Source organism: Citrobacter sp. Ce129 (assembly GCF_030334545.1).
Taxonomy (GTDB): Bacteria; Pseudomonadota; Gammaproteobacteria; order Enterobacterales; family Enterobacteriaceae; genus Citrobacter; species Citrobacter europaeus.
This window is the reverse complement of record NZ_JAOWDS010000051.1, coordinates 475,830-496,670: the sequence shown is the minus strand read 5'-3', so window position 1 is coordinate 496,670 and position 20,841 is coordinate 475,830. Positions and strand designations below refer to the sequence as shown.

23 protein-coding genes, 1 other RNA gene and 1 pseudogene are annotated in these 20,841 nt (G+C 52.8%); 14 read left to right on the top strand and 11 right to left on the bottom strand.

Features of this window, described 5'->3' with window-relative positions; all coding sequences use genetic code 11:
- Nucleotides 1-53: 53 nt before the first annotated feature.
- Together queC and OGV77_RS04360 are read right to left on the bottom strand one after the other, a co-directional pair.
- Nucleotides 54-749, bottom strand: a complete 696-nt coding sequence (queC, locus tag OGV77_RS04365; protein ID WP_043015404.1) for a 7-cyano-7-deazaguanine synthase QueC — start codon at nt 747-749, stop codon at nt 54-56.
- A 65-nt stretch (nt 750-814) separates the two neighbouring features.
- Nucleotides 815-2,515 (bottom strand): SgrR family transcriptional regulator, encoded by a 1,701-nt coding sequence (locus OGV77_RS04360; RefSeq protein WP_043015405.1) that lies wholly within the window; start codon nt 2,513-2,515, stop codon nt 815-817.
- Nucleotides 2,516-2,615: 100 nt separating this feature from the next.
- On the opposite strand from OGV77_RS04360, the gene cof reads away from it, so the two are divergent.
- Entirely contained in the window at nt 2,616-3,434 is an 819-nt protein-coding gene (gene cof / locus OGV77_RS04355; protein WP_047413023.1) for an HMP-PP phosphatase, read from the top strand.
- A 50-nt stretch (nt 3,435-3,484) separates the two neighbouring features.
- On the opposite strand, the gene OGV77_RS04350 is transcribed toward cof, so the two are convergent.
- On the bottom strand, nt 3,485-4,540 hold the full coding sequence (locus OGV77_RS04350) for a PLP-dependent cysteine synthase family protein (RefSeq protein WP_220133950.1): 1,056 nt from the start codon (nt 4,538-4,540) through the stop codon (nt 3,485-3,487).
- Nucleotides 4,541-4,656: 116 nt separating this feature from the next.
- Here OGV77_RS04350 and decR point away from each other — a divergent pair, with 116 nt between their 5' ends.
- From decR to amtB, 5 genes are all read left to right on the top strand, one after another.
- Nucleotides 4,657-5,115, top strand: coding sequence for a DNA-binding transcriptional regulator DecR (gene decR / locus OGV77_RS04345; RefSeq protein WP_003831023.1), 459 nt, complete (start codon nt 4,657-4,659; stop codon nt 5,113-5,115).
- A gap of 44 nt (nt 5,116-5,159) precedes the next feature.
- The gene (locus OGV77_RS04340) at nt 5,160-6,932 is read left to right on the top strand and encodes a SmdA family multidrug ABC transporter permease/ATP-binding protein (RefSeq protein ID WP_087051628.1); all 1,773 of its coding nucleotides are present in this window, start codon (nt 5,160-5,162) and stop codon (nt 6,930-6,932) included.
- The gene (locus tag OGV77_RS04335; RefSeq protein WP_043015408.1) at nt 6,925-8,703 is read left to right on the top strand and encodes a SmdB family multidrug efflux ABC transporter permease/ATP-binding protein; all 1,779 of its coding nucleotides are present in this window, start codon (nt 6,925-6,927) and stop codon (nt 8,701-8,703) included. The genes OGV77_RS04340 and OGV77_RS04335 overlap by 8 nt, the downstream gene beginning before the upstream one ends.
- A gap of 248 nt (nt 8,704-8,951) precedes the next feature.
- On the top strand, nt 8,952-9,290 hold the full coding sequence (gene glnK / locus OGV77_RS04330) for a P-II family nitrogen regulator (RefSeq protein ID WP_003021657.1): 339 nt from the start codon (nt 8,952-8,954) through the stop codon (nt 9,288-9,290).
- A gap of 31 nt (nt 9,291-9,321) precedes the next feature.
- The gene (gene amtB / locus OGV77_RS04325; protein ID WP_008783954.1) at nt 9,322-10,608 is read left to right on the top strand and encodes an ammonium transporter AmtB; all 1,287 of its coding nucleotides are present in this window, start codon (nt 9,322-9,324) and stop codon (nt 10,606-10,608) included.
- Nucleotides 10,609-10,658: 50 nt separating this feature from the next.
- Here amtB and tesB read toward each other — a convergent pair whose 3' ends face one another.
- A complete protein-coding gene (gene tesB, locus OGV77_RS04320; protein WP_087051627.1) occupies nt 10,659-11,519 on the bottom strand; it encodes an acyl-CoA thioesterase II in 861 nt (286 codons plus the stop codon).
- A gap of 212 nt (nt 11,520-11,731) precedes the next feature.
- Here tesB and OGV77_RS04315 point away from each other — a divergent pair, with 212 nt between their 5' ends.
- On the top strand, nt 11,732-12,301 hold the full coding sequence (locus tag OGV77_RS04315; protein WP_043015409.1) for a YbaY family lipoprotein: 570 nt from the start codon (nt 11,732-11,734) through the stop codon (nt 12,299-12,301).
- A 31-nt stretch (nt 12,302-12,332) separates the two neighbouring features.
- On the opposite strand, the pseudogene OGV77_RS04310 reads toward OGV77_RS04315, so the two are convergent.
- A pseudogene (locus OGV77_RS04310) lies at nt 12,333-12,722 on the bottom strand (MGMT family protein).
- An 84-nt stretch (nt 12,723-12,806) separates the two neighbouring features.
- Here OGV77_RS04310 and ffs point away from each other — a divergent pair.
- The 3 genes from ffs to OGV77_RS04295 all read left to right on the top strand — a co-directional run bounded on the left by ffs (nt 12,807) and on the right by OGV77_RS04295 (nt 13,567).
- An RNA gene (gene ffs / locus OGV77_RS04305) (signal recognition particle sRNA small type) lies at nt 12,807-12,903 on the top strand.
- Between the two features lie 197 nt (nt 12,904-13,100).
- On the top strand, nt 13,101-13,352 hold the full coding sequence (locus tag OGV77_RS04300) for a hypothetical protein (protein ID WP_043015410.1): 252 nt from the start codon (nt 13,101-13,103) through the stop codon (nt 13,350-13,352).
- Nucleotides 13,349-13,567: a hypothetical protein gene (locus OGV77_RS04295; RefSeq protein ID WP_016152066.1), complete on the top strand. Its 219-nt coding sequence runs from the start codon at nt 13,349-13,351 to the stop codon at nt 13,565-13,567. Before OGV77_RS04300 ends, OGV77_RS04295 begins: the two co-directional genes overlap by 4 nt.
- Nucleotides 13,568-13,626: 59 nt before the next feature.
- On the opposite strand, the gene yczR is transcribed toward OGV77_RS04295, so the two are convergent.
- On the bottom strand, nt 13,627-15,054 hold the full coding sequence (yczR, locus tag OGV77_RS04290; RefSeq protein ID WP_087051626.1) for a MocR-like transcription factor YczR: 1,428 nt from the start codon (nt 15,052-15,054) through the stop codon (nt 13,627-13,629).
- An 87-nt stretch (nt 15,055-15,141) separates the two neighbouring features.
- Between yczR and yczE the strand changes: the two genes are divergently transcribed.
- Both yczE and OGV77_RS04280 read left to right on the top strand, forming a co-directional pair.
- A complete protein-coding gene (yczE, locus tag OGV77_RS04285) occupies nt 15,142-15,771 on the top strand; it encodes a membrane protein YczE (RefSeq protein ID WP_043015412.1) in 630 nt (209 codons plus the stop codon).
- Between the two features lie 64 nt (nt 15,772-15,835).
- On the top strand, nt 15,836-16,189 hold the full coding sequence (locus OGV77_RS04280; RefSeq protein ID WP_003831033.1) for a DUF1428 domain-containing protein: 354 nt from the start codon (nt 15,836-15,838) through the stop codon (nt 16,187-16,189).
- A 51-nt stretch (nt 16,190-16,240) separates the two neighbouring features.
- Here the strand turns inward: OGV77_RS04280 and pdeB are convergent, their stop codons facing one another.
- Entirely contained in the window at nt 16,241-17,794 is a 1,554-nt protein-coding gene (gene pdeB, locus OGV77_RS04275; RefSeq protein ID WP_087051625.1) for a cyclic di-3',5'-guanosine monophosphate phosphodiesterase PdeB, read from the bottom strand.
- A 188-nt stretch (nt 17,795-17,982) separates the two neighbouring features.
- Here pdeB and OGV77_RS04270 point away from each other — a divergent pair, with 188 nt between their 5' ends.
- Nucleotides 17,983-18,243: a type B 50S ribosomal protein L31 gene (locus OGV77_RS04270; protein WP_043015414.1), complete on the top strand. Its 261-nt coding sequence runs from the start codon at nt 17,983-17,985 to the stop codon at nt 18,241-18,243.
- 1 nt (nt 18,244) lies between these two features.
- Nucleotides 18,245-18,385: a type B 50S ribosomal protein L36 gene (gene ykgO, locus OGV77_RS04265; protein ID WP_005125190.1), complete on the top strand. Its 141-nt coding sequence runs from the start codon at nt 18,245-18,247 to the stop codon at nt 18,383-18,385.
- Nucleotides 18,386-18,464: 79 nt separating this feature from the next.
- Here the strand turns inward: ykgO and OGV77_RS04260 are convergent, their stop codons facing one another.
- From OGV77_RS04260 to tomB, 4 genes are all read right to left on the bottom strand, one after another.
- The gene (locus OGV77_RS04260; protein WP_043015415.1) at nt 18,465-18,935 is read right to left on the bottom strand and encodes a YlaC family protein; all 471 of its coding nucleotides are present in this window, start codon (nt 18,933-18,935) and stop codon (nt 18,465-18,467) included.
- A 116-nt stretch (nt 18,936-19,051) separates the two neighbouring features.
- The gene (gene maa, locus OGV77_RS04255) at nt 19,052-19,603 is read right to left on the bottom strand and encodes a maltose O-acetyltransferase (protein WP_043015416.1); all 552 of its coding nucleotides are present in this window, start codon (nt 19,601-19,603) and stop codon (nt 19,052-19,054) included.
- 180 nt (nt 19,604-19,783) lie between these two features.
- A complete protein-coding gene (hha, locus tag OGV77_RS04250; RefSeq protein ID WP_002892050.1) occupies nt 19,784-20,002 on the bottom strand; it encodes a hemolysin expression-modulating protein Hha in 219 nt (72 codons plus the stop codon).
- A gap of 27 nt (nt 20,003-20,029) precedes the next feature.
- Entirely contained in the window at nt 20,030-20,404 is a 375-nt protein-coding gene (tomB, locus tag OGV77_RS04245; protein WP_003021733.1) for an Hha toxicity modulator TomB, read from the bottom strand.
- Nucleotides 20,405-20,841 lie beyond the last annotated feature (437 nt).

Here is a 20,841-nt window from a genome sequence, read left to right as displayed (position 1 = left end):
CGAGTGTCTGCAGGCCGGATAAGCAAAAGCGCCATCCGGCATCACTCAACGTATTACTTTAACCCGGTTTTCTGCTTCATTGCCGCCATCACCGCCGATTTATCCGCCAGATAATGGTTCAGGCCGTTGGCGCGCAGATTACACGCCGCACAGTGACCGCAACCGTCACCTTTGATGCCGTTATAACAGGTCAGCGTTTCTTCGCGTACCAGGTCCAGCTTGCCCCAGTAATCGGCCAGTGCCCAGGTTTCGGCTTTATCGATCCACATTAACGGTGTTTCAAAGCGGATATCTTTTGCCATCCCCAGGCTTACGGCATGGTTCAGGGCTTTGACGAACTCATCGCGACAGTCCGGGTATCCGGAGAAATCTGTTTCGCAAACGCCGGTAATGACCGCTTCTGCCTGTACCTGATACGCGTAAATCGCCGCCAGCGTTAAAAACAGAATATTGCGTCCAGGCACAAAGGTGTTGGGGATGCCGTTGGCATCAGGTTCGTAATCAGGTACCGGAATGTTATCGCGGGTCAGGCTACTGACGGCCAGTTCGCTGAGCAGCGTGACATCAAGGACTTTGTGCGCACGCGCGCCGAGTTTTAAGGCCAGGTCACGTGCGACATCAATCTCAGCGCGGTGGCGCTGACCATAATCAAAGGTCACGCAATGCACTTCATCATACTGATGCAGCGCTTGCGCCAGACAGGTTGTGGAGTCCTGGCCTCCACTGAATACAACAACGGCACGTTTCATGGCTTTTCCTGACTAGTAACGAAAGCGCTTATGGTAGCGCCTGGGCGTGTCGCCGACCAGCTTCTTCACGCTGAAGGCGGCGGCAGCCAGGCTTCGGTAAACTCGAACCAGCCGCGAGGGTTCAGGCGTACGCCGTTCACACCTGGAGGGGCGCTAATACGATAGTGATAATTGAACAGCGGCGTCAGGGTCGCGTCATGCATCAGCGTGGCGAAAACTTGTTGTAAAGCCGCGTGACGATCGTCTTCATCAGCCTGAATTTGCAAGGCATCCAGAGTGGTTTGCAGATGAGTATAAGCCGGAGCGCTCAATACGTGTGACCAGAGCTGATCGCAGCGCAGCCACTGTTCGAGGGTATATTCAGGCGCTTCGCCAATTAGCCTGTCGCCCATCATCAGGTCGGCCTGGGCTAAAGGATGATCGCCATCCCAGTTCTTGGCATTATGAAAAATAAGCGTTAATTCACAACCGAGCAGCGCCAGCGCCTGGCGAAGCTGTTCAGCCATCGCATGCAGTTCTACCGGCAGATGATAGGCCAGCGTTAGTTTTTTCGGCAGCGTTACCTCGTCCAGTTCATCCCATTGTGGGATAGTCCATCCTGGCAGCAGCGCATTGCTTGGCGTAATCAGGTTTTCATCCACTTCAAGCGTTTGTAGCAGGGAAGAGCGGTGGATAATATTGACCAGTCGGCGGGCCTGCTGCGTATTCAGGCGCGCGCTTTTTCTGAGCGTAAGATAGCAAAAACCGAGGCTGATGCCGCTGCTTACCTGGCTTAGCATGGGCAATTCTTCGGGCTTACCAATCGCAATTTGCACCGGATGGCGACAGCTGGTGCCCAAATCCTGGGAGAAGAGTTGCGGGGTTATCCAGTATTCAATGGCTTTTAGCAGCGGATGACTCAGGTGGTAGTGATCGTGACTTTCGATACGCACCAGTTCAGGAGTAAACAGCGTCAATCGGAACGGACCAGTACCCACAAACGGATGTTCAGGATGCGCCAGATGACTGCTGTAGCTTGCCAGACGATGCGCCAGCCAGAAGTCGGGGCGATGCAGAATAAAGGTCAGGCACTGGGGATGCGTCACTTCAATGCGCTTCACGCTGATAAACAGCTTATTCAGCGCGGGTAGCGCTAACAGCTTCTGCAATTGTTGATGTAGCTGCGTGCTGCTGACCGCATCGCCGTTATGCCAGTGCAGGGTGGAACGAATATAGAAATCCCAGTGCAGGCCATCGGCGGAGATATTCCAGTGGTGGGCTAAATCTCCGCAGGGGCGTTGCGTCTTGCTGTCGAACCGTGTCAGTCCAGAAAATAGTTGTCCGGCGAGATGCTGCTCCGCGCGACCGGGGAGAAATCCAGGGTGCAAAGGGTCGAGCTGGCGGTAGTAGGGGATACGCAGGGTTGGCGTGTCGTTTTGCCACTGACCTCCCATAAACGGTTGTAGCAACGTTCTTAATTCGCCTGGCGCCAGTTGAGCCAGTTCAAGTACGCTGAGCTGTTCTCCCTTTTGCAGCGCCTGTTCCATCATGGTGTTGCGCAGCGAATCTGGCGTCACCAAAAAACGTAGCAGCCCGCGTTTCCCGCGCCCCGACTGAGCGTACCACTCCAGCCAGCCAGCATCCTGCGCTTGCTTTAGCAAGGTTCGCACGTGGCGCTCGCTGCAAAAACAGCGTTTGGCCAGTTCGCCCACGGTCACTGATTGTGGTTCGCCGTTCGACGGTTGCCACAGGCGCTGGTACTGATTCAGTCGATTCAATAATCGCATATAAACCCGGAACAATTCATTTTATCTATTCACTATTACTTCCGTATATCTCAGGTGATACTGAATCACAAGTTAACCGCGTCACAGTGTGGAGAAAGAAATGGCTCGTCTGGCTGCATTTGATATGGATGGCACCCTTTTGATGCCGAATCACCATTTAGGTGACGAAACGCTTTCAACGCTGGCGCGCCTGCGTGAACGAGATATCACCCTGACCTTTGCCACCGGTCGCCATGTGCTGGAGATGCGCCATATTTTGGGTTCTGTGTCACTGGACGCTTTTTTGATCACGGGTAACGGCACGCGTATTCACTCTCTTGAGGGCGATGTGCTGCACCGTCAGGATCTGGATCCGAATGTTGCGGATATCGTGCTACATCAGAAGTGGGATACCACCGCCAGCATGCATGTCTTTAATGACAACGGTTGGTTCACCGGACAAGAGATCCCCTCGCTGCTGCAGGCGCATGTATATAGCGGATTTCGCTACCAGATTGTCGATGTGAAACGTATTCCTGCTCATCAGGTCACGAAAGTTTGTTTCTGCGGCGATCATGACTCCCTGATCCAATTACGCATTCAGCTGAATGAAGCGCTGGGTGAACAGGCGAATCTCTGTTTTTCCGCGTTTGATTGTCTTGAGGTACTGCCGTTGGGCTGTAACAAAGGATCTGCGCTGGCGGTACTAAGCGACCACTTAGGTTATTCAATGGCCGAGTGTATGGCGTTTGGCGATGCCATGAACGATCGCGAAATGTTAGGCAGCGTTGGTCGCGGTCTGATTATGGGTAACGCGATGCCGCAACTGATTGCCGAACTGCCTCATTTATCGGTGATTGGGCATTGCCGCAATCAGGCAGTATCACACTTTTTGACGCATTGGCTGGACAATCCGCATCTACCTTATTCCCCCGAATGAGAGATCCCTTCCAGCAAGCCAGACTTCGCGTCTGGCTTTTTTTTATCCTGTTAATGGGTGTTCAGAAGTCGGGCGAGTTCCCCTTTCCACGGCGTTAAATCACCGATCTGCGCGTCGACCCATTGTGGGTTGTAGTAGGTTTCCAGATAGCGTTCGCCACTGTCGCACAGTAGCGTTACCAGTGAACCGGTAACGCCTGCATCGCGCATACGAGCGGCAAGCTGCAGGGTTCCCCACATGTTGGTACCGGTTGAAGCGCCGACTTTTCGGCCCAACTGCGTTTCCAGCCAGTGCGCGGTAGCCACGCTTGCGGCATCCGGTACGCGCAACATTTCATCAACCACGTCAGGAATGAAAGACGGTTCGACACGCGGGCGGCCAATGCCTTCGATTTTACTTCCTACCGGGCTGCGCAACGTTGCATCGCGATCCTGCCAGAAGGGCAGAAAGACTGAGTTTTCCGGGTCCACTACCATCAGTTGAGTGTCGTAGCCCTGACAGCGGATATAGCGGCCAATAGTTGCTGAGGTGCCGCCGGTTCCGGCGCTCATCACGATATGGCGGGGAACGGGGTTGGGCTCGCACTGCATCTGACGAAAGATGCTGTCGGCAATATTATTATTGCCACGCCAGTCGGTGGCGCGTTCAGCGTAAGTGAACTGATCCATGTAATGACCGTTCAGTTCACGCGCCAGCTGTTCAGAAGCCGCATAGATTTCGCAGGCGCTTTCCACGAAATGACAGCGACCGCCGTAGAATTCAATCTGTTCAATTTTACGTTTCGCCGTACAGGAAGGCATGACGGCAATAAACGGCAGTCCTAACAGTCGGGCGAAATAAGCCTCGGAAACCGCCGTTGAACCGGACGATGACTCAATGATGGTGGTGCCTTCTTTGATCCAGCCATTGCACAATCCGTACAAAAACAGTGAGCGCGCCAGACGATGCTTCAGGCTCCCGGTCGGATGCGTGCTCTCATCTTTTAAATAGATCTGAATGCCCGGGAACGCCGGTAGCGACAGACGAATGAGATGCGTATCCGCAGAACGCTGATAATCCGCGTTGATTTCATTGATGGCGTTTTTAACCCAGGAACTATTCATCATTAATAGATATCCATTTATCATTTTGTGCCCAGAATAGCGAAAAGCACGGAAAAAATTGTTGCCATTTAGCCTTTAAAATAGAATGTAAGGAGAAAATTCTTCTCTGTGGAGTGGTTATGTTAGACAAAATTGACCGCAAGCTGCTTGGCTTACTGCAACAGGACTGCACCCTTTCTTTGCAGGCGTTAGCAGATGCCGTTAATCTGACTACCACCCCCTGCTGGAAACGTCTCAAGCGACTTGAGGATGACGGTATCCTGCTAGGCAGAGTCGCGCTGTTGGATCCAGAAAAGCTGGGGCTGGGACTCACCGCGTTTGTGCTGATCAAGACTCAGCATCACAGCAGCGAATGGTATTGCCGCTTTGTCACTGAAGTGACCGGAATGCCCGAGGTTCTGGGATTCTGGCGTATGGCTGGGGAGTATGACTACCTGATGCGAGTGCAGGTTGCCGATATGAAAAGCTACGATGAATTCTATAAGCGCCTGGTGAACAGCGTACCGGGCCTGTCTGATGTCACCTCCAGCTTTGCGATGGAACAGATTAAATACACAACTGCTCTACCTATTGAATAATTCTCCCGGCGCTCATTGCCGGAAATCTTGTCAGGACATAACGCGTGCGATTATTTGCTCAATTAAGCTGGTACTTCCGCCGGGAGTGGCGTCGCTATCTCGGGGCAGTGGCCTTGCTTATCATCATCGCTATCCTTCAGCTTATTCCGCCGAAAGTGGTTGGGATCATTGTCGATGGCGTGACGACACAACGCTTCACCACCGAGCGGCTGCTGATGTGGGTGGGAACAATTGCCCTGATCGCAGTGGTGGTTTATTTGCTGCGTTATGTCTGGCGCGTGCTGCTGTTTGGCGCATCCTACCAACTGGCGGTTGAACTGCGGGAAGATTATTACCGTCAGCTGAGTCGCCAGCATCCAGAATTTTATCTGCGTCACCGTACGGGCGATCTGATGGCGCGTGCAACTAACGATGTCGATCGCGTCGTATTTGCCGCCGGAGAAGGTGTGCTGACGCTGGTGGATTCGCTGGTGATGGGGTGTGCGGTGCTGATCGTGATGTCTACGCAGATAAGCTGGCAATTGACGCTGATTGCGCTACTGCCGATGCCGGTGATGGCGATAATGATCAAACGTTACGGCGATCGACTCCATAATCGCTTTAAGCTGGCGCAGGCGGCGTTTTCCAGTCTCAATGACCGTACTCAGGAAAGCCTGACCAGTATTCGTATGATCAAGGCCTTTGGTCTGGAGGATCGGCAGTCGGCATTATTTGCCGCCGATGCCGAGGATACCGGTAAGAAAAACCTGCGCGTGGCGCGCATTGACGCCCGCTTTGATCCCACGATTTATATTGCCATTGGTATGGCTAACCTGCTGGCGATTGCCGGAGGAAGCTGGATGGTGGTGCACGGTTCGTTGACGCTCGGCCAGCTCACCAGCTTTATGATGTATCTCGGTCTGATGATTTGGCCGATGCTGGCGCTGGCATGGATGTTTAATATCGTCGAACGCGGTAGCGCTGCCTACAGCCGGATTCGCGCTATGCTGGCCGAAGCGCCGGTGGTGGATGACGGCACTGAGTCGGTACCGGAAGGACGCGGCGAGCTGGCGGTGGCGATTCGCGAATTTTGTTACCCGCAGACCACCCACCCGGCGCTGGAAAATGTGAATTTCCAGCTTAAACCTGGACAGATGCTGGGCATCTGTGGTCCGACCGGCGCGGGAAAAAGTACGGTGCTGTCGCTGATCCAGCGTCATTTTGATATCACTCAGGGCGATGTACGCTTTCATAATATCCCGTTAACGCGCTTACAGCTTGATAGCTGGCGCAGCCGACTGGCGGTCGTCAGCCAGACGCCATTCCTGTTTTCAGATACCGTCGGTAATAACATCGCGTTAGGACGCCCACAGGCCACGCAGGAAGAGATCGAGCATGTGGCGCGCCTTGCCAGCGTTCATGAGGATATTTTACGTCTTCCGCAGGGCTACGACACCGAAGTGGGCGAACGTGGGGTGATGCTGTCTGGTGGGCAAAAACAACGTATTTCTATCGCTCGGGCACTACTGCTGAACGCTGAAATCCTGATCCTGGATGATGCGCTGTCGGCGGTGGACGGTCGTACCGAGCATCAGATCCTGCATAATCTGCGCCAGTGGGGCGAAGGCCGAACCGTCATTATCAGCGCCCACCGCTTATCGGCTCTGACGGAAGCCAGCGAGATTATCGTGATGCAGCATGGGCATATTGCCCAGCGCGGCGAGCATGACGAGCTGGTGCAGCAGGCTGGCTGGTATCGTGATATGTACCGCTATCAGCAACTGGAAGCGGCGCTGTCTGATGCACCAGAGATAAACGAGGAGGCGGCTAATGCGTAGTTTCGGGCAATTATGGCCGACTCTGAAAAGATTACTGGCATACGGTTCCCCATGGCGAAAACAGCTGGCGATTGCGGTCGTCATGCTGTGGGTGGCGGCTGCGGCGGAAGTCAGCGGCCCGCTGCTGATTAGCTATTTTATCGATAACATGGTGGCGAAGAACAATCTGCCGCTGGCGATGGTCGCCGGGCTGGTTGCGGCGTATGTCGGTCTGCAACTGCTGGCAGCAGGCCTGCATTATGCACAGTCATTGCTGTTTAACCAGGCGGCGGTTGGCGTAGTACAACAGCTACGCACCGACGTAATGGACGCTGCGCTGCGCCAGCCGCTCAGCGCCTTTGATACTCAGCCCGTAGGGCAGCTTATCTCCCGCGTGACCAATGACACCGAAGTGATTCGCGACCTGTATGTGACGGTGGTTGCAACGGTTCTGCGCAGCGCGGCATTAATCGGCGCCATGCTGGTCGCGATGTTCAGCCTCGAGTGGCGTATGGCGCTGGTGGCGATGGCTATTTTCCCGGCAGTGCTGGTGGTAATGGTGATTTATCAACGCTACAGCACCCCGATTGTGCGCCGGGTTCGCGCTTATCTGGCGGATATTAACGATGGCTTTAACGAAGTCATCAACGGCATGAGCGTTATCCAGCAGTTCCGCCAGCAGGCGCGGTTTGGCGAGAGAATGGGGGAGGCCAGCCGCTCGCACTATATGGCGCGTATGCAGACCCTACGACTCGATGGCTTTTTGTTGCGCCCGCTGCTGAGCCTTTTTTCGGCGCTGATCCTCTGCGGTTTATTGATGCTGTTCAGCTTTACCTCTGGCAGCTCCATCGAGGTTGGTGTGCTGTATGCGTTTATCAGCTACCTCGGCCGTTTAAACGAGCCGCTTATCGAACTGACAACCCAGCAGTCAATGCTGCAGCAGGCGGTTGTCGCCGGTGAGCGAGTGTTCGAACTGATGGACGGGCCTCGTCAGCGCTATGGTGAAGATGATCGACCGCTCAAAAGCGGTGACATTGAGGTGGATAACGTTTCATTTGCCTATCGCGACGACAATCTGGTGCTGCAAAACATCAGTCTGTCCGTGCCTTCGCGTAGCTTTGTGGCCCTGGTCGGACACACCGGCAGCGGCAAAAGTACGCTGGCCAGCCTGCTGATGGGGTACTACCCGCTGACGCAGGGTGAAATCCGACTTGACGGACGTCCGCTGTCTTCGCTGAGCCACGGTGCGTTACGTCAGGGCATCGCGATGGTGCAGCAGGATCCCGTGGTGATGGCGGATACCTTCCTGGCCAACGTCACGCTGGGTCGCGATATCTCAGAAGAGCGAGTATGGCAGGCGCTGGAGACCGTGCAACTGGCAGAACTGGCCCGCGGTTTGAGCGAGGGGATTCATACCCGGCTGGGTGAGCAGGGCAATAATCTCTCCGTTGGGCAGAAACAACTGCTGGCGCTGGCGCGGGTATTGGTTGAAACGCCGCAGGTGCTGATCCTCGATGAAGCCACGGCCAGTATTGATTCCGGTACTGAGCAGGCCATTCAGCAAGCTCTGGCGGCGGTCCGTGAACACACAACGCTTGTAGTGATTGCGCATCGGTTATCGACGATTGTTGATGCGGATACCATTCTGGTGTTACATCGCGGTCAGGCGGTTGAGCGTGGTACGCACCAGCAATTACTGGCGGCGCAAGGCCGTTACTGGCAGATGTATCAGTTGCAGCTGGCGGGCGAAGAGCTGGCAGCCAGTACGCAAGAGGATTCTGTTATCGCCTGACGGTGCAGCGCTTATCCGGCCACGCGGAGTCGTAGGTCGGGTAAGGCGTAAACGCCGCCATCCGGCAATCAACAATCTGGTGCAAAAATGTAACGCACTATGCACCGTTATAGTGCGTTTTTTCTTTTTCTCTCCTGGCAGTACCCTACGAACCTGAATCATTCCGCGTTTTTCATTCCTGGCACATCCCTTGCAATATTCCTCTCGTGTATCTGCAGCCACTACTGAATTCTGACTGGAGGGGATCTATGAAGCTGGTTACCGTGGTAATCAAACCGTTCAAACTGGAAGACGTCCGTGAAGCACTGTCGTCTATTGGTATTCAGGGGCTGACCGTCACCGAAGTGAAGGGGTTTGGCCGACAGAAAGGTCATGCTGAGCTGTACCGTGGGGCTGAATATAGCGTCAATTTTCTGCCAAAGGTGAAGATTGATGTGGCGATTGCCGACGACCAACTAGATGGCGTGATTGATGTCATCAGTAAGGCGGCATACACCGGAAAAATTGGCGACGGCAAAATCTTCGTCGCCGAGCTGCAACGTGTGATTCGTATTCGTACCGGCGAAGCCGACGAAGCCGCACTGTAACTTCTGGCACACAGTGATAGGAAACCAAAAAATGAAGATAGCAACGATGAAAACGGGTATTGCTTCACTGGCGCTACTGCCGGGACTGGCGATGGCGGCACCGGCGGTTGCGGATAAAGCAGATAACGCTTTTATGATGATCTGTACCGCGCTGGTGCTGTTTATGACTATCCCTGGCATTGCGCTGTTCTACGGCGGTTTGATTCGCGGTAAGAACGTGCTGTCGATGCTGACTCAGGTAACAGTGACATTCGCTCTGGTTTGTATTTTATGGGTAGTTTATGGCTACTCGCTGGCCTTTGGCGAAGGGAATAATTTCTTCGGCAACTTCAACTGGGTATTGCTGAAGAACATCGCGTTGACGGCGGTCACGGGGAGTTTCTACCAGTACATTCACGTTGCTTTTCAGGGTTCGTTCGCCTGTATTACCGTTGGGCTGATTGTCGGGGCGCTGGCTGAGCGTATTCGCTTCTCTGCGGTGCTGATTTTCGTGGTGGTGTGGTTAACGCTGTCGTACATCCCGATTGCCCATATGGTCTGGGGCGGCGGCTTGCTGGCTTCCCATGGCGCGCTGGATTTTGCCGGCGGAACGGTCGTGCACATCAACGCGGCGATAGCCGGTCTGGTTGGTGCGTATCTGATTGGCAAACGCGTCGGTTTTGGCAAAGAAGCCTTTAAACCGCACAACCTGCCAATGGTCTTCACCGGCACCGCTATTCTCTACATTGGTTGGTTTGGCTTTAACGCCGGTTCAGCGGGAACGGCGAATGAGATCGCCGCGCTGGCCTTCGTCAATACCGTGGTCGCCACCGCTGCTGCCATCCTCGGATGGATCTTCGGTGAATGGGCACTGCGTGGCAAACCGTCTCTGCTGGGCGCTTGTTCTGGCGCTATTGCGGGTCTGGTAGGCGTAACACCGGCATGTGGCTACATTGGTGTCGGCGGCGCGCTGATTATCGGTGTCGTTGCGGGGCTGGCTGGCCTGTGGGGCGTAACCATGCTGAAGCGTTTTCTGCGCGTGGACGATCCGTGCGACGTGTTTGGCGTTCACGGCGTGTGCGGCATTGTTGGTTGCATCCTGACCGGCGTTTTCGCTGCCAGCTCTCTGGGCGGCGTGGGCTTTGCTGAGGGCGTGACCATGGGGCATCAGTTGCTGGTGCAACTGGAAAGCGTGGCGATCACTATCGTCTGGTCCGGCGTGGTGGCCTTCATTGGCTATAAGCTGGCGGATATGACGGTGGGTCTGCGCGTACCGGAAGAACAGGAACGCGAAGGTCTGGATGTGAACAGTCACGGCGAAAACGCCTACAACGCTTGATGTTTCAATCTGCCGGATGGCAACGCTTTTGCGCCACCATCCGGTAATTCTTAATTGCGATTACGCATTACCCCTTCCTGCACGGTAGAGGCGACCAGCACACCGTCCTGGGTATAAAACTCCCCGCGAACAAAGCCCCTGGCTCCGGAGGCTGAAGTGCTCTCGACGTTATACAGCAGCCACTCATTGATATTGAATGGACGGTGGAACCACATTGAATGGTCAATGGTGGCGATCTGAATCCCTTTTTCCAGGAAGCCAATCCCGTACGGCTGCAGCGCTACAGGCAGGAAGTTCAGGTCTGAGGCATAACCCAGCAGATACTGATGGACGCGCAGATCGTTCTGCAGTTCGCCGTTAGCGCGGATCCAGACCTGGCGCGCCGGAGGTGCGACGTGACCTTTTAAGGGGTTATGAAACTCTACCGGACGCACTTCCAATGGACGATCGTTGATAAATTTTTCTTTCAACAGCGGTGGCAGCAAATGCGCCACTGAGCGGGCAATTTCCGTTTCGGATTTCAACTCATCGGGACCTGGCGCATCCGGCATGGTTTTCTGATGTTCAAATCCGTCTTCCGGTGCCTGAAAAGAGGCGGTCATATAAAAAATGGGTTTACCATTCTGGATCGCGGCAACGCGGCGTGCGCTGAAGCTGTTACCATCACGCAGGACTTCTACATCATAGATGATGGGCTTCTGGCTATCGCCGGGACGTAAAAAGTAGCTGTGAAAAGAGTGCACCAGACGCTCTTCTGGTACGGTTTCTTTGGCGGCATACAGCGCCTGACCGACAACCTGCCCCCCAAAAACCTGACGTAACCCTAAGTCTTCACTTTGGCCCCGAAAGAGTCCTTCTTCAATTTTTTCCAAATTTAACAATGTCAGCAAATTTTTCAGCGCCAGACTCATACGTGCTCTCCAGGTAATATCGATCTCGCAGCGAGGTAGGCAGAGTATAACGCAATTTTGAAAGTGGTCCGATGGGTGCAATTGTCTGAATTACTGGCCTATTACAGGCAAAAATAGCTGTCTTGTGCCACACTTAGTCACGTTATGTTTTTGTTAACCACTCTTCTGGCGGGGAAAGTTCTCGCTGGTGCATAGATGATAAGGAGAATTTAATGAAACTCGTGCACATGGTAAGTGGTTTAGCGGTTGCGGTCGCTCTGGCAGCCTGCGCCGATAAAAGTGCTGATATTCAGACGCCTGCGCCAAGCCCTAATACGTCAATTTCTGACACACAGTCTAAAATTCAACAACCGAATGTTTCCGGTACGGTATGGATCCGCCAGAAAGTGGCCTTGCCACCCGATGCGGTGCTGACCGTTACGCTGTCGGATGCTTCACTGGCCGATGCGCCGTCAAAAGTACTGTCGCAAAAAGCGGTCCGTACTGAAGGTAAACAGGCGCCATTCAGCTTCGTATTACCGTTTAACCCGGCAGATATTCAGCCTAACGCTCGTATTCTGCTGAGTGCGGCGATTACGGTGAATGATAAACTGGTCTTTATTACTGATACCGTTCAGACGGTCATTAATCAGGGTGGTAAAAAAGCCGACCTGACGCTGGTGCCTGTACAGCAAACAGCAGTACCGGTTCAGGCGAGCGGTGGGGCGACAACCACGGTACCGTCAACGTCACCAACCCAGGTGAATCCGTCGTCTGCGGTTCCAGCTCCCACGCAGTACTAAGGCAGTTGTAACCCTCTCCGCCAGGAGAGGGTTAGTACACCCAGCGATAGCGCTGTAAATCGATCTGTCCGCTTCCTGAAACCACTATTCCTTCTGCCAGCAGCGCCTGACGCTGTCGTTGCAGATCGGGACCCGTCAGCGAAATAGCTCCGTGGCGATTAACCACCCGATGCCAGGGGAGAGTGCTGCCTTCAGGTAGACGCTTGAGCACGCCGCCTACCTGGCGCGCAGCACGCGGCGAACCGGCAAGCCTGGCAACATCGCCATAGGTAGTGACGAAACCTTCGGGGATTGACGCGACGATTTGCCAGACGCGTTGGGGGAAAGTGTCTTGTATATCCATCATTTATTCCTGCGCTAATCCTCCAGCATAATGCCGAAAAGCGAAGGAGTGAAGCCGCATTGCGCAAGAAAACAGCATCCGATGCTGGATGGGTTGCAATTACAGGGTGCAGCAGTGATAATGCGCCTGCGCGTTGGTTAACAACGCTCTCAATGGGGGCTCTGTTGGTTCTCCCGCAACACTACTCTGTTTACCAGGTCAGGTCCGGAAGGAAGCAGCCAAGGCAGATGACGTGTGTGCCGGGATGTAGCTGGCAGGGCCCCCACCCATTTCTGCCGTCCGATATTTCCCTTCTGTTTATCTTCTTTTCTTTGTCATCGTAATGTCATTTTATTGTCATCAAATGCTGTCAATGTGTTTCGGGGATGTTATTTGATGCTTTTGCCGCCGCCATCGCGCTGTAACGACATGGTCTTACATTCGGTGTGTTTTGGCTGACCACAAGGATTTTCTACGATGTCGACCGCTGTATTGAATGTCAAAATTGATGAGGCGCTAAAAGAAAAGCTTCGCCATTACGCTGAAGTACATAATGAAAATTTAAGTATTGCGACGGAAAAACTACTGCTGATCGCGTTTTCCGCCGTTGAAGAGGCGGGAGTCTCCGCTGAGGATATCGATAGCCAGCACACGGAGGAATCCGTAGTTGAAGCACTGACTCCTAAAGAAATCAAAGCATTGCGAAGATTACTGAAGAAGAAAAAATGAAACAACAATCGCTCTCAACCGCCTGTAATTACGGCGAAGCCTGTGAAATGCTGCGCTCCGGTTATGTGAAACATGTTCGTCTGAGCTGGAACGTCGGCAGCGATGAGTTCTTCCGTATAGCCTCCGACTGGTGTGATGCCGGGGCAAAGATTAAGAAGGATGGTGAGAATTTCGTGATTTCCCTGAAGGGGTTCCCGGTTCCTCCTCAACGGTAATATTGCCGGGGCATCCTCGTCCATCACGGCATTTAAAGACGAGTCCTTTGACTCGTCGTTTAGATTATTTTACGCATTTTCCCGCTGCTGGCCTGCAAACGCAGGTTATCCCAAATGGGTTGCAATACCTGGAAGGCGGCACGCGTTGTGTCATCCGGTAACGTGAAAGGCATACGCAAAAAGCGGTCGAATGCGCCATCAAGGCCAAACCGCGTACCGGTTCCCAACTGAATGCCAGCGCTTTCGGCGCGCGTAGCGAACAGCGTTGCCAGCGTATCGGGCAGTTCAACCCAGAAAGAGAGCCCTCCCTGCGGCTGGGTAAATTGCCATTCCGGGAAATGTGAGTTCATCAGGTCCGAGCACAGATCTCGCTGGGATGTGAGCAGGCGTCTTCTGTCAGGAAGAAAGTCGGCGGCGTTATCCAGTAGCCAACTGGTGGCGAGTTGTTCAAGCACCGGTGAGCCCAGGTCGAAGGTGTCGCGGGTTTGTACCAGCGCGGCAATGGTTCGCGCCGATGCCCGGATCCAGCCCAGACGTAATCCTCCCCAAAAGCTTTTCCCTGCCGAACCGAGCAGGATGATCGGCGCATCGCGGTTGAATGCGGCAAGCGGCGGCGGCGGCGGGGCGTCATACCACAGGTTCACCATGGTCTCATCGACCACTAACGTAGTGTGGGTTCTTTCAGCAATATCCGCCACGACCTGGCGAGTTGCGGCATCCATACAGCGTCCGGTCGGGTTGTGAAAGTCCGGCATCAGATAAGCCATTCTCGGTGCAGTTTGCGCAAGGGTGGCGACAAGGCCCGCCGTATCCCAACCGTGCTCGGGCAGCGACACGCCGACGGGGCGACATGATGCGCCTTGAATCGCGGCAATCGCCAGCGGATAAGTGGGGTGATCGACCACTACGCGATCGCCGGGGCCGGTGAGTAAACGCAGGATCAGCGCCAGCCCACTGACCGCGCCGTTCACGACCATTATTTCATCGGGCTGTGTCGGGAGTCCGCGTTCGCAATAATGCCGGGCGATGGATTCACGCAAAACCGACAGCCCCTGCGGCAGATACCCGGAGCTCTGCAGGTGCTGCGGCATTGCGAACAGCGCCTGCTGGTAAGCCTGATGAATTTCGGGACCGGCGTTCAGCGCCGCCGTGGACATATCAAGCGCGGTGCCGGTGCTGGTCCGGGTCGGCACATGGCGAATATGTTCCGCCAGGATCACCCGGGAGCCGCTACCATGACGACTTTCCAGATATCCCTCTTCACGCAACTGCGCTATAGCGCTGGCGATGGTAGTTCGACTTACTTGCAGAACGGCGGCGAGCTCGCGTTCACCCGGTAAGCGGCTATCCAGCGCCAGTCGACCATCGAGGATCAGTAAACGTAACGCTTCTGCCAGCTGTCGCCAGATGGGTGTTCGCGAGGGGCTTTCCTGCCAGTGTCCGAGCAGGCGCTGCAAAGACTGGCTTCCGTAACGGCGAGATGACATAGCAGTCCACTTTTTGAAAACTGGACATTAATCATAGTGCCAATTGCGGTGAAGATGAAAGTTATCTGAGAGTGAGAGGGGAAAAGCATGCTGCGTCGTTTACTTCAGCTGTTTATCGGGCTGACGCTGTACGGTGTGTCGACGGCGATGTTTGTCCGTGCCGATTTAGGGGCCGATCCGTGGAACGTGTTTCACCTGGGGGTGGCAAATTTACTGTCGATGAATATCGGCGTGGTGATTATTGCCGTGGGCGTGTTGGTACTGCTGGCGTGGATACCACTGCGCCAGCGCCCAGGGTTTGGCACGTTGAGCAACGTGATTATGATTGGGCTGGCGGCAGATGCCGCGCTGCTGGTGATTCCGGGATTTGAATCCCTGCTGGCGCGCAGCGGGCTGTTGGTGTCAGCGGTGATCCTGAATGCGTTAGCAACCAGTCTGTACATTGGTGCCGGTTTTGGCGCCGGTCCGCGTGACGGCCTGATGACCGGTATTCACGCGCGTACCGGCTGGCCAGTACGACGAATTCGAACCGCAATCGAAGTGTCGGTGCTGCTTATCGGTTGGTTGCTGGGAGGAACCGTTGGGTTAGGGACCGTGCTGTATGCACTGGCTATCGGGCCGCTCATTCAGATTTGCCTGCCATGGTTTCGCCATCAGCCGCAGGCGCGTATTCGCATCAGGAATGCGCCTGGGGCACGATCGCCTGCTGGCGACTAAACTTAACCTCGACTGACGCGGCCGGAATCGGCTTGCCGCGCAGTACACTTCGGAGGTTTTTCTCATGAAGTATGTTGATGGCTTTGTGGTTGCCGTACCCGCTGAAAACAAGGAGGCGTACATTGCGATGGCGGCAAAAGCAGCTCCGCTTTTCAAGGAGTTCGGTGCATTGCGCGTGGTGGAGTGCTGGGCAGATGATGTCCCCGACGGCAAACTGACCGATTTTCGCATGGCGGTGAAAGCGCAGGATCATGAAGAAGTCGTATTCAGTTGGATTGAATACCCTTCCAAAGAGGTCCGCGATGCGGCAAATCAGAAGATGATGTCCGATCCCCGTATGAAGGAATTCGGTGAATCTATGCCATTTGATGGCAAGCGAATGATCTACGGTGGATTTGCGCCCATTATGGAAGAGTGATGTGACTGGCTGTGCGGCGTGCCGCCAGCCATCTCAACATCAACAGCCATGTTAAAGCCGTTTTTCTGCCCACAGAATAAATTCTGCTTTCGGCAGCGCTTTGCTGTAAAGCCACCCCTGACCGTACTGCACGCCGTGCTGGCGTAGCCAGGCTTCCTGATTCTCGGTTTCGATACCTTCCGCTACCATCTCCAGCTTCAGCGTTTTCGCTATCTCGATAATATGCGGCGTGACGTTGTTGTACTCCAGCGCATCGACGAACGATTTGTCTATCTTCAGGATGTCTACATCCAGATCCTGCAAATAGCTCAGGCTGGAATAGCCGGTACCAAAGTCATCAATATAAATTGAGTGACCCGCCTGACGGTATTTGGCAATAAACGGCGCGCTGTTTTTCGGGTCGGCAAATTCGCGTTCGGTGAGTTCCAGCGCGATTTGCGCAGGTTTTAGCTGCCAGTGGTTCACCTTCTGGCTTAACAGGGCAGGAAGAGTTTCGGAAGACAGATCGGCTGACTCAAGGTTGATGGAGATATGCTGCTCCGGATGCTGGCGAAGCCATTTTCCTAAATCATCAAATACGCTTTCAATAATCAAACGGGTGAGCTGTTCTGAGAGTCCGGTCTGCTGCGCCATGGCGACGAAGATTTCCGGCGACAGATAGCTTCCGTCGGCTTGCTGCCAGCGAGCCAGCGCTTCTGCCCCGACCACTTTCCCCGTTTTGAGCGAGATAATCGGTTGGTAGTGGACTTTAATGTCCCGATGCTGGATAGCGTCCTGCAGCTGGTGATGGGGCGACTGTAAGCGGCGCAAAATGCGCAGTACAAAGGCGGCGGTGAGCAGGCCGATAAGAATGCCTGCCGGGAGCCAGATCAGCGCCTGTCGGTGCCAGGTTTTTTGCAATGGCAGGGTGGAGGCCCAGGTTACGATAGTGATGCCCAGCTCCGGGAAAGGGCGGGCGTTAAAAATGCTGCCATCTTTCTGAAAATGGGTAATCGAGCGTTCTTGCTGTACATGCTGCAAAACGTCCGAAGGCAGATCGGCGCTACTGGCAACCACGACGTTGCGCACAGTGCCAATGATAGTGACTTCAATTGGCCATGAGCCAAACGGGATGACGTCTATGAAAGAGCTCGGATCGACCATCACAACGTAATGTTCGCTCCCTAATGCCGCCATAAAGCGCTTAATCCCCAAATCGTTCTGCGTAGTAAGCCATGCGCGATATCCATCAGGCGTGACTTTCATTGCGGGGGGAAATGCGTCAGCCTGGCTTCTTTTTTCCAGAGATGAGCATTGCGGAACGTTATCTTTGAGGTACAGCACTTCCTGAATATAGCGGTAGCTATATGACAAACGACGCATTTCCAGCAGATGCTCTTCACTACAAGGCACCCCCTGAAAGGCTTCAATATGGCGTAATGCTTTCCTGGCCTGCTCGCCTACGCGTTCCGTGCGTAATGCGACTCGCGTTGAGAACATATCGAGTTCATCGATAAATTTCGTTTCGACCTGACGATGTGCCAGCCACAAGCTTAAACCTACGGGCGCGAGGATGGAAAGAAACAGTACCCCTGTCACCAGGCTTATCAGATGTCGTGTTGTCACAGTGATATCCTTATTAACACAGCGTAGGGAAAGTATATCCGAAAGCCGAAAAAGCTATTCGATTGGCATCATATATTTACGGCCACTTATCATCCCGTTTAACTCTCTGTAGCGTAAATCAGGTTGTGGTTTGTACAAGAGTGGTGTATTTTAATGGTTATGTTATAACGTAACAAATTGAGGTTGCCATGAAACCGGATATTCATCCTTTTTACCGTACTGTGGTGTTTCACGATACCAGTGCCAATGAGTTCTTTAAGGTCGGTTCGACCATCAAGACTGAGCGTGAGATTGAGTTTGAGGGGAAAATGTACCCATACGTGACCCTGGATATCTCTTCCAAATCGCATCCGTACTATACCGGGAAACAAAAAACCTTTGATAACGAAGGCAGCGCAGCTCGTTTCCAGAAACGTTTTGGCCATTTTATTGGCGCTAAGCGAGGTTAAGATGCAGGTACTCAATTCACTTCGCAGTGCGAAACAGCGCCATCCTGACTGCCAGATAGTAAAACGCAAAGGGCGTTTGTACGTTATCTGCAAAACGAACCCACGCTTTAAAGCGGTACAGGGGCGTAAAAAAAGACGTTAGTTTCTTTGCCAGCATTTCAGGGACTAAAGTGCGTTTCCTCCACAGGGACGCACTTTTTTTATCTGTACTGAGGTCGCCTTTACTGGCTGGTCTGGGGGCGGGTTAGGGTAAAGACATCGTAAAATGAGAGTTCGCCTTTACGCGATATCATTTTTTGCAGCTGTGCTTTATGTTCACTATCGACGGAGGGTGAGTGCAGGATGGTGTCGATGAGTGAAGGGGGGACAAAGCGCGTGTTGTACCATTCGCCGTTGTAGCAAACTCTGAAATCCAGTACGTCGATATCTTCAAAGCGGTATCGCGGCGCAACGTCGAAAAAGAAAAACGCGTTGAGTATGACGAACAGAACCACCAGCAGCCATACTGAATCGACTAACGTTTCTGACTGTAGCATCACCGCCAGCGTGGCAAACCACGCAACATACATGCCGATGAACAGCCCTGGGTGTTTGCGAATAAAGCTGACGCTAAAGCGCGGTTTGTTGTCGCGCTTTTCGCGAATATTTAAGTCGTCGATTGTTTCAGTAAGCAGGCGCTGTATTTCTGTCATCTCTTGCCTTCGTGGTGTCTGCAAAATTCAAGTGTGATCGCCCTATTTTAAAAGGGGATACCTTTTGAAGAAAGTAACAGATTAACCACAATTTAGCATAACAGTTACATTTAAGATCACAGCGTTTTGATGATCCTCGCGGGATTGCCCCCAACCACACTGTTGGCCGGAACGCTTTTAGTGACTACCGCGCCTGAGGCCACAACCACGTTATCTCCCAACGTTACGCCGGGGTTTATCACCGCGCGCCCACCTATCCAGACGTTGTTGCCAATCGTCACGGGTTTACCCAGCTCCATGCCGCTATTTCGCTCGGTGGCATCCAGCGGATGGGTCGCGGTATAGATATGGACGCCCGGCGCTAACATGCAGTTGTCGCCAATATGGATCGGACAGACGTCGAGCATAACGCAGTCGAAGTTGGCGTAAAATTCTTTACCGAGATAGATGTTGTAGCCGTAATCGCAACGAAAAGAGGGTTCAATATAAGCGCCCTCGCTCTGACCCAACAGCTCATGCAGGATAGCTTGTCGCTCGCTTTTTTCATCGGGAGCGGTGTGATTGTAGCGATGGGTCAACTGACGAGCGCGTAGCCGGTCGTTGCGCAATGTTTCATCTGCCGGGCGATAAAGTTCACCGGCGATCATTTTTTGCTTTTCATTACTCATTACGAATTCCCTGTGTCCTGGAGATCATTTCAACACAGTAAAACGCAATGCCAGCAAGGGGAACGTTCCCGTTGGTTCGCTGTGATCGTAGTCACGTGATTTGAATTAAATAACTATTGTAAATACGAAAATGGTCAGCCAGACAAATGTACTGCTATACCTGACTTAACCCGTGAGCAATTAGCGAATGAATTTCCAAACAGAAGTTGGAATCTTGTCGTAGAGCTTATTCATAGTCAATTCAGCAAGGCGGTGATCTGCTGCTGAGTAAAATACAGCCAGTTCGTTGTCGGACAATTCATATTTATTTTTTTCAATAACGCGCTCAAGTGTGTCAATTGTCTGACAACGTCGCAGGCGCATCAAATAATCAGTTTTAGTTAATGGTTTATCGGACATAACTCTTACCTATGATTGTAATAATTTTTAACAAGACAAACTAACAGGATTAGCCCTGGTGGCATTGACAAAACAGCGAAACAGACGATTACCTGACTTCCGCCATTTCTGCAGATCCTGCGTATTAATACCATAACTGCTGAACAACATAAAAGTGTCATCCAGGTATTCATCTATCTGCGCAATCAGCTTATTGTCTTCATTGTACTTAATTTTATAATTAAGTGCGAAGGTTGCAATATGCTCTATCAGTTCATTGAGCTGCAAGCTGGTGGCAGAGGTAGGGTCATTAACCCAGCCATGGTTACTTTGTTCAAGGTTTGCAAGACAGTCATGATACAGGGTTTCGCAGAGAAATTTAAGCTGCGCGATATCATGTCTTTTGGGTGAGTATTCATCCATAACGCATCCCCTTCTTAGTGGCTTAAACTAACCGAACACCTTTCGGGATGGATACAACAAACTACCTGGAACTTGCCCGCGACTCCTGATGATTTAACTATAATCTACTCTAAAAAAGATTTCATCGTCATATCACGAAAAATTACAATTATGCAAAATTATGATGTCAGGTCATTTTTACATTTTAACAGATACGTACGGCTATTCGGAATGGGACAACTTCTTTATTCTTCGGGCAATCATCGGGTTATCTTGATTAGGTTTAGCAGCGCAAGGTAACAGTCGACAATGCCAGTCAAAAGCTAGGAATAATCTTAATATTTATTAAAGTAAATAAGAACTCTCAATGTTTTTTAAGAATAGCCTTTAAGCCTACAGGGATTATATCGCTTATTTACCCCAGAGAAAATAAACGATATCGCAATAAGTGGTTTTTA

What these genes read in the sequence shown, in the direction of transcription:
- OGV77_RS04335 (WP_043015408.1), top strand. Translation starts at nt 6,925, where the DNA reads ATGCGTAGTTTCGGGCAATTATGGCCGACTCTGAAAAGATTACTGGCA.
- yczE (WP_043015412.1), top strand. Translation starts at nt 15,142, where the DNA reads ATGCTGCGTCGTTTACTTCAGCTGTTTATCGGGCTGACGCTGTACGGT.
- OGV77_RS04350 (WP_220133950.1), bottom strand. Translation starts at nt 4,540, where the DNA reads ATGATGAATAGTTCCTGGGTTAAAAACGCCATCAATGAAATCAACGCG.
- tomB (WP_003021733.1), bottom strand. Translation starts at nt 20,404, where the DNA reads ATGGATGAATACTCACCCAAAAGACATGATATCGCGCAGCTTAAATTT.
- OGV77_RS04280 (WP_003831033.1), top strand. Translation starts at nt 15,836, where the DNA reads ATGAAGTATGTTGATGGCTTTGTGGTTGCCGTACCCGCTGAAAACAAG.
- queC (WP_043015404.1), bottom strand. Translation starts at nt 749, where the DNA reads ATGAAACGTGCCGTTGTTGTATTCAGTGGAGGCCAGGACTCCACAACC.
- decR (WP_003831023.1), top strand. Translation starts at nt 4,657, where the DNA reads ATGTTAGACAAAATTGACCGCAAGCTGCTTGGCTTACTGCAACAGGAC.
- maa (WP_043015416.1), bottom strand. Translation starts at nt 19,603, where the DNA reads ATGAGTAATGAAAAGCAAAAAATGATCGCCGGTGAACTTTATCGCCCG.
- ykgO (WP_005125190.1), top strand. Translation starts at nt 18,245, where the DNA reads ATGCAGGTACTCAATTCACTTCGCAGTGCGAAACAGCGCCATCCTGAC.
- tesB (WP_087051627.1), bottom strand. Translation starts at nt 11,519, where the DNA reads ATGAGTCTGGCGCTGAAAAATTTGCTGACATTGTTAAATTTGGAAAAA.
- OGV77_RS04300 (WP_043015410.1), top strand. Translation starts at nt 13,101, where the DNA reads ATGTCGACCGCTGTATTGAATGTCAAAATTGATGAGGCGCTAAAAGAA.
- cof (WP_047413023.1), top strand. Translation starts at nt 2,616, where the DNA reads ATGGCTCGTCTGGCTGCATTTGATATGGATGGCACCCTTTTGATGCCG.
- yczR (WP_087051626.1), bottom strand. Translation starts at nt 15,054, where the DNA reads ATGTCATCTCGCCGTTACGGAAGCCAGTCTTTGCAGCGCCTGCTCGGA.
- OGV77_RS04270 (WP_043015414.1), top strand. Translation starts at nt 17,983, where the DNA reads ATGAAACCGGATATTCATCCTTTTTACCGTACTGTGGTGTTTCACGAT.
- glnK (WP_003021657.1), top strand. Translation starts at nt 8,952, where the DNA reads ATGAAGCTGGTTACCGTGGTAATCAAACCGTTCAAACTGGAAGACGTC.
- OGV77_RS04260 (WP_043015415.1), bottom strand. Translation starts at nt 18,935, where the DNA reads ATGACAGAAATACAGCGCCTGCTTACTGAAACAATCGACGACTTAAAT.
- OGV77_RS04360 (WP_043015405.1), bottom strand. Translation starts at nt 2,515, where the DNA reads ATGCGATTATTGAATCGACTGAATCAGTACCAGCGCCTGTGGCAACCG.
- OGV77_RS04315 (WP_043015409.1), top strand. Translation starts at nt 11,732, where the DNA reads ATGAAACTCGTGCACATGGTAAGTGGTTTAGCGGTTGCGGTCGCTCTG.
- amtB (WP_008783954.1), top strand. Translation starts at nt 9,322, where the DNA reads ATGAAGATAGCAACGATGAAAACGGGTATTGCTTCACTGGCGCTACTG.
- hha (WP_002892050.1), bottom strand. Translation starts at nt 20,002, where the DNA reads ATGTCCGATAAACCATTAACTAAAACTGATTATTTGATGCGCCTGCGA.
- OGV77_RS04295 (WP_016152066.1), top strand. Translation starts at nt 13,349, where the DNA reads ATGAAACAACAATCGCTCTCAACCGCCTGTAATTACGGCGAAGCCTGT.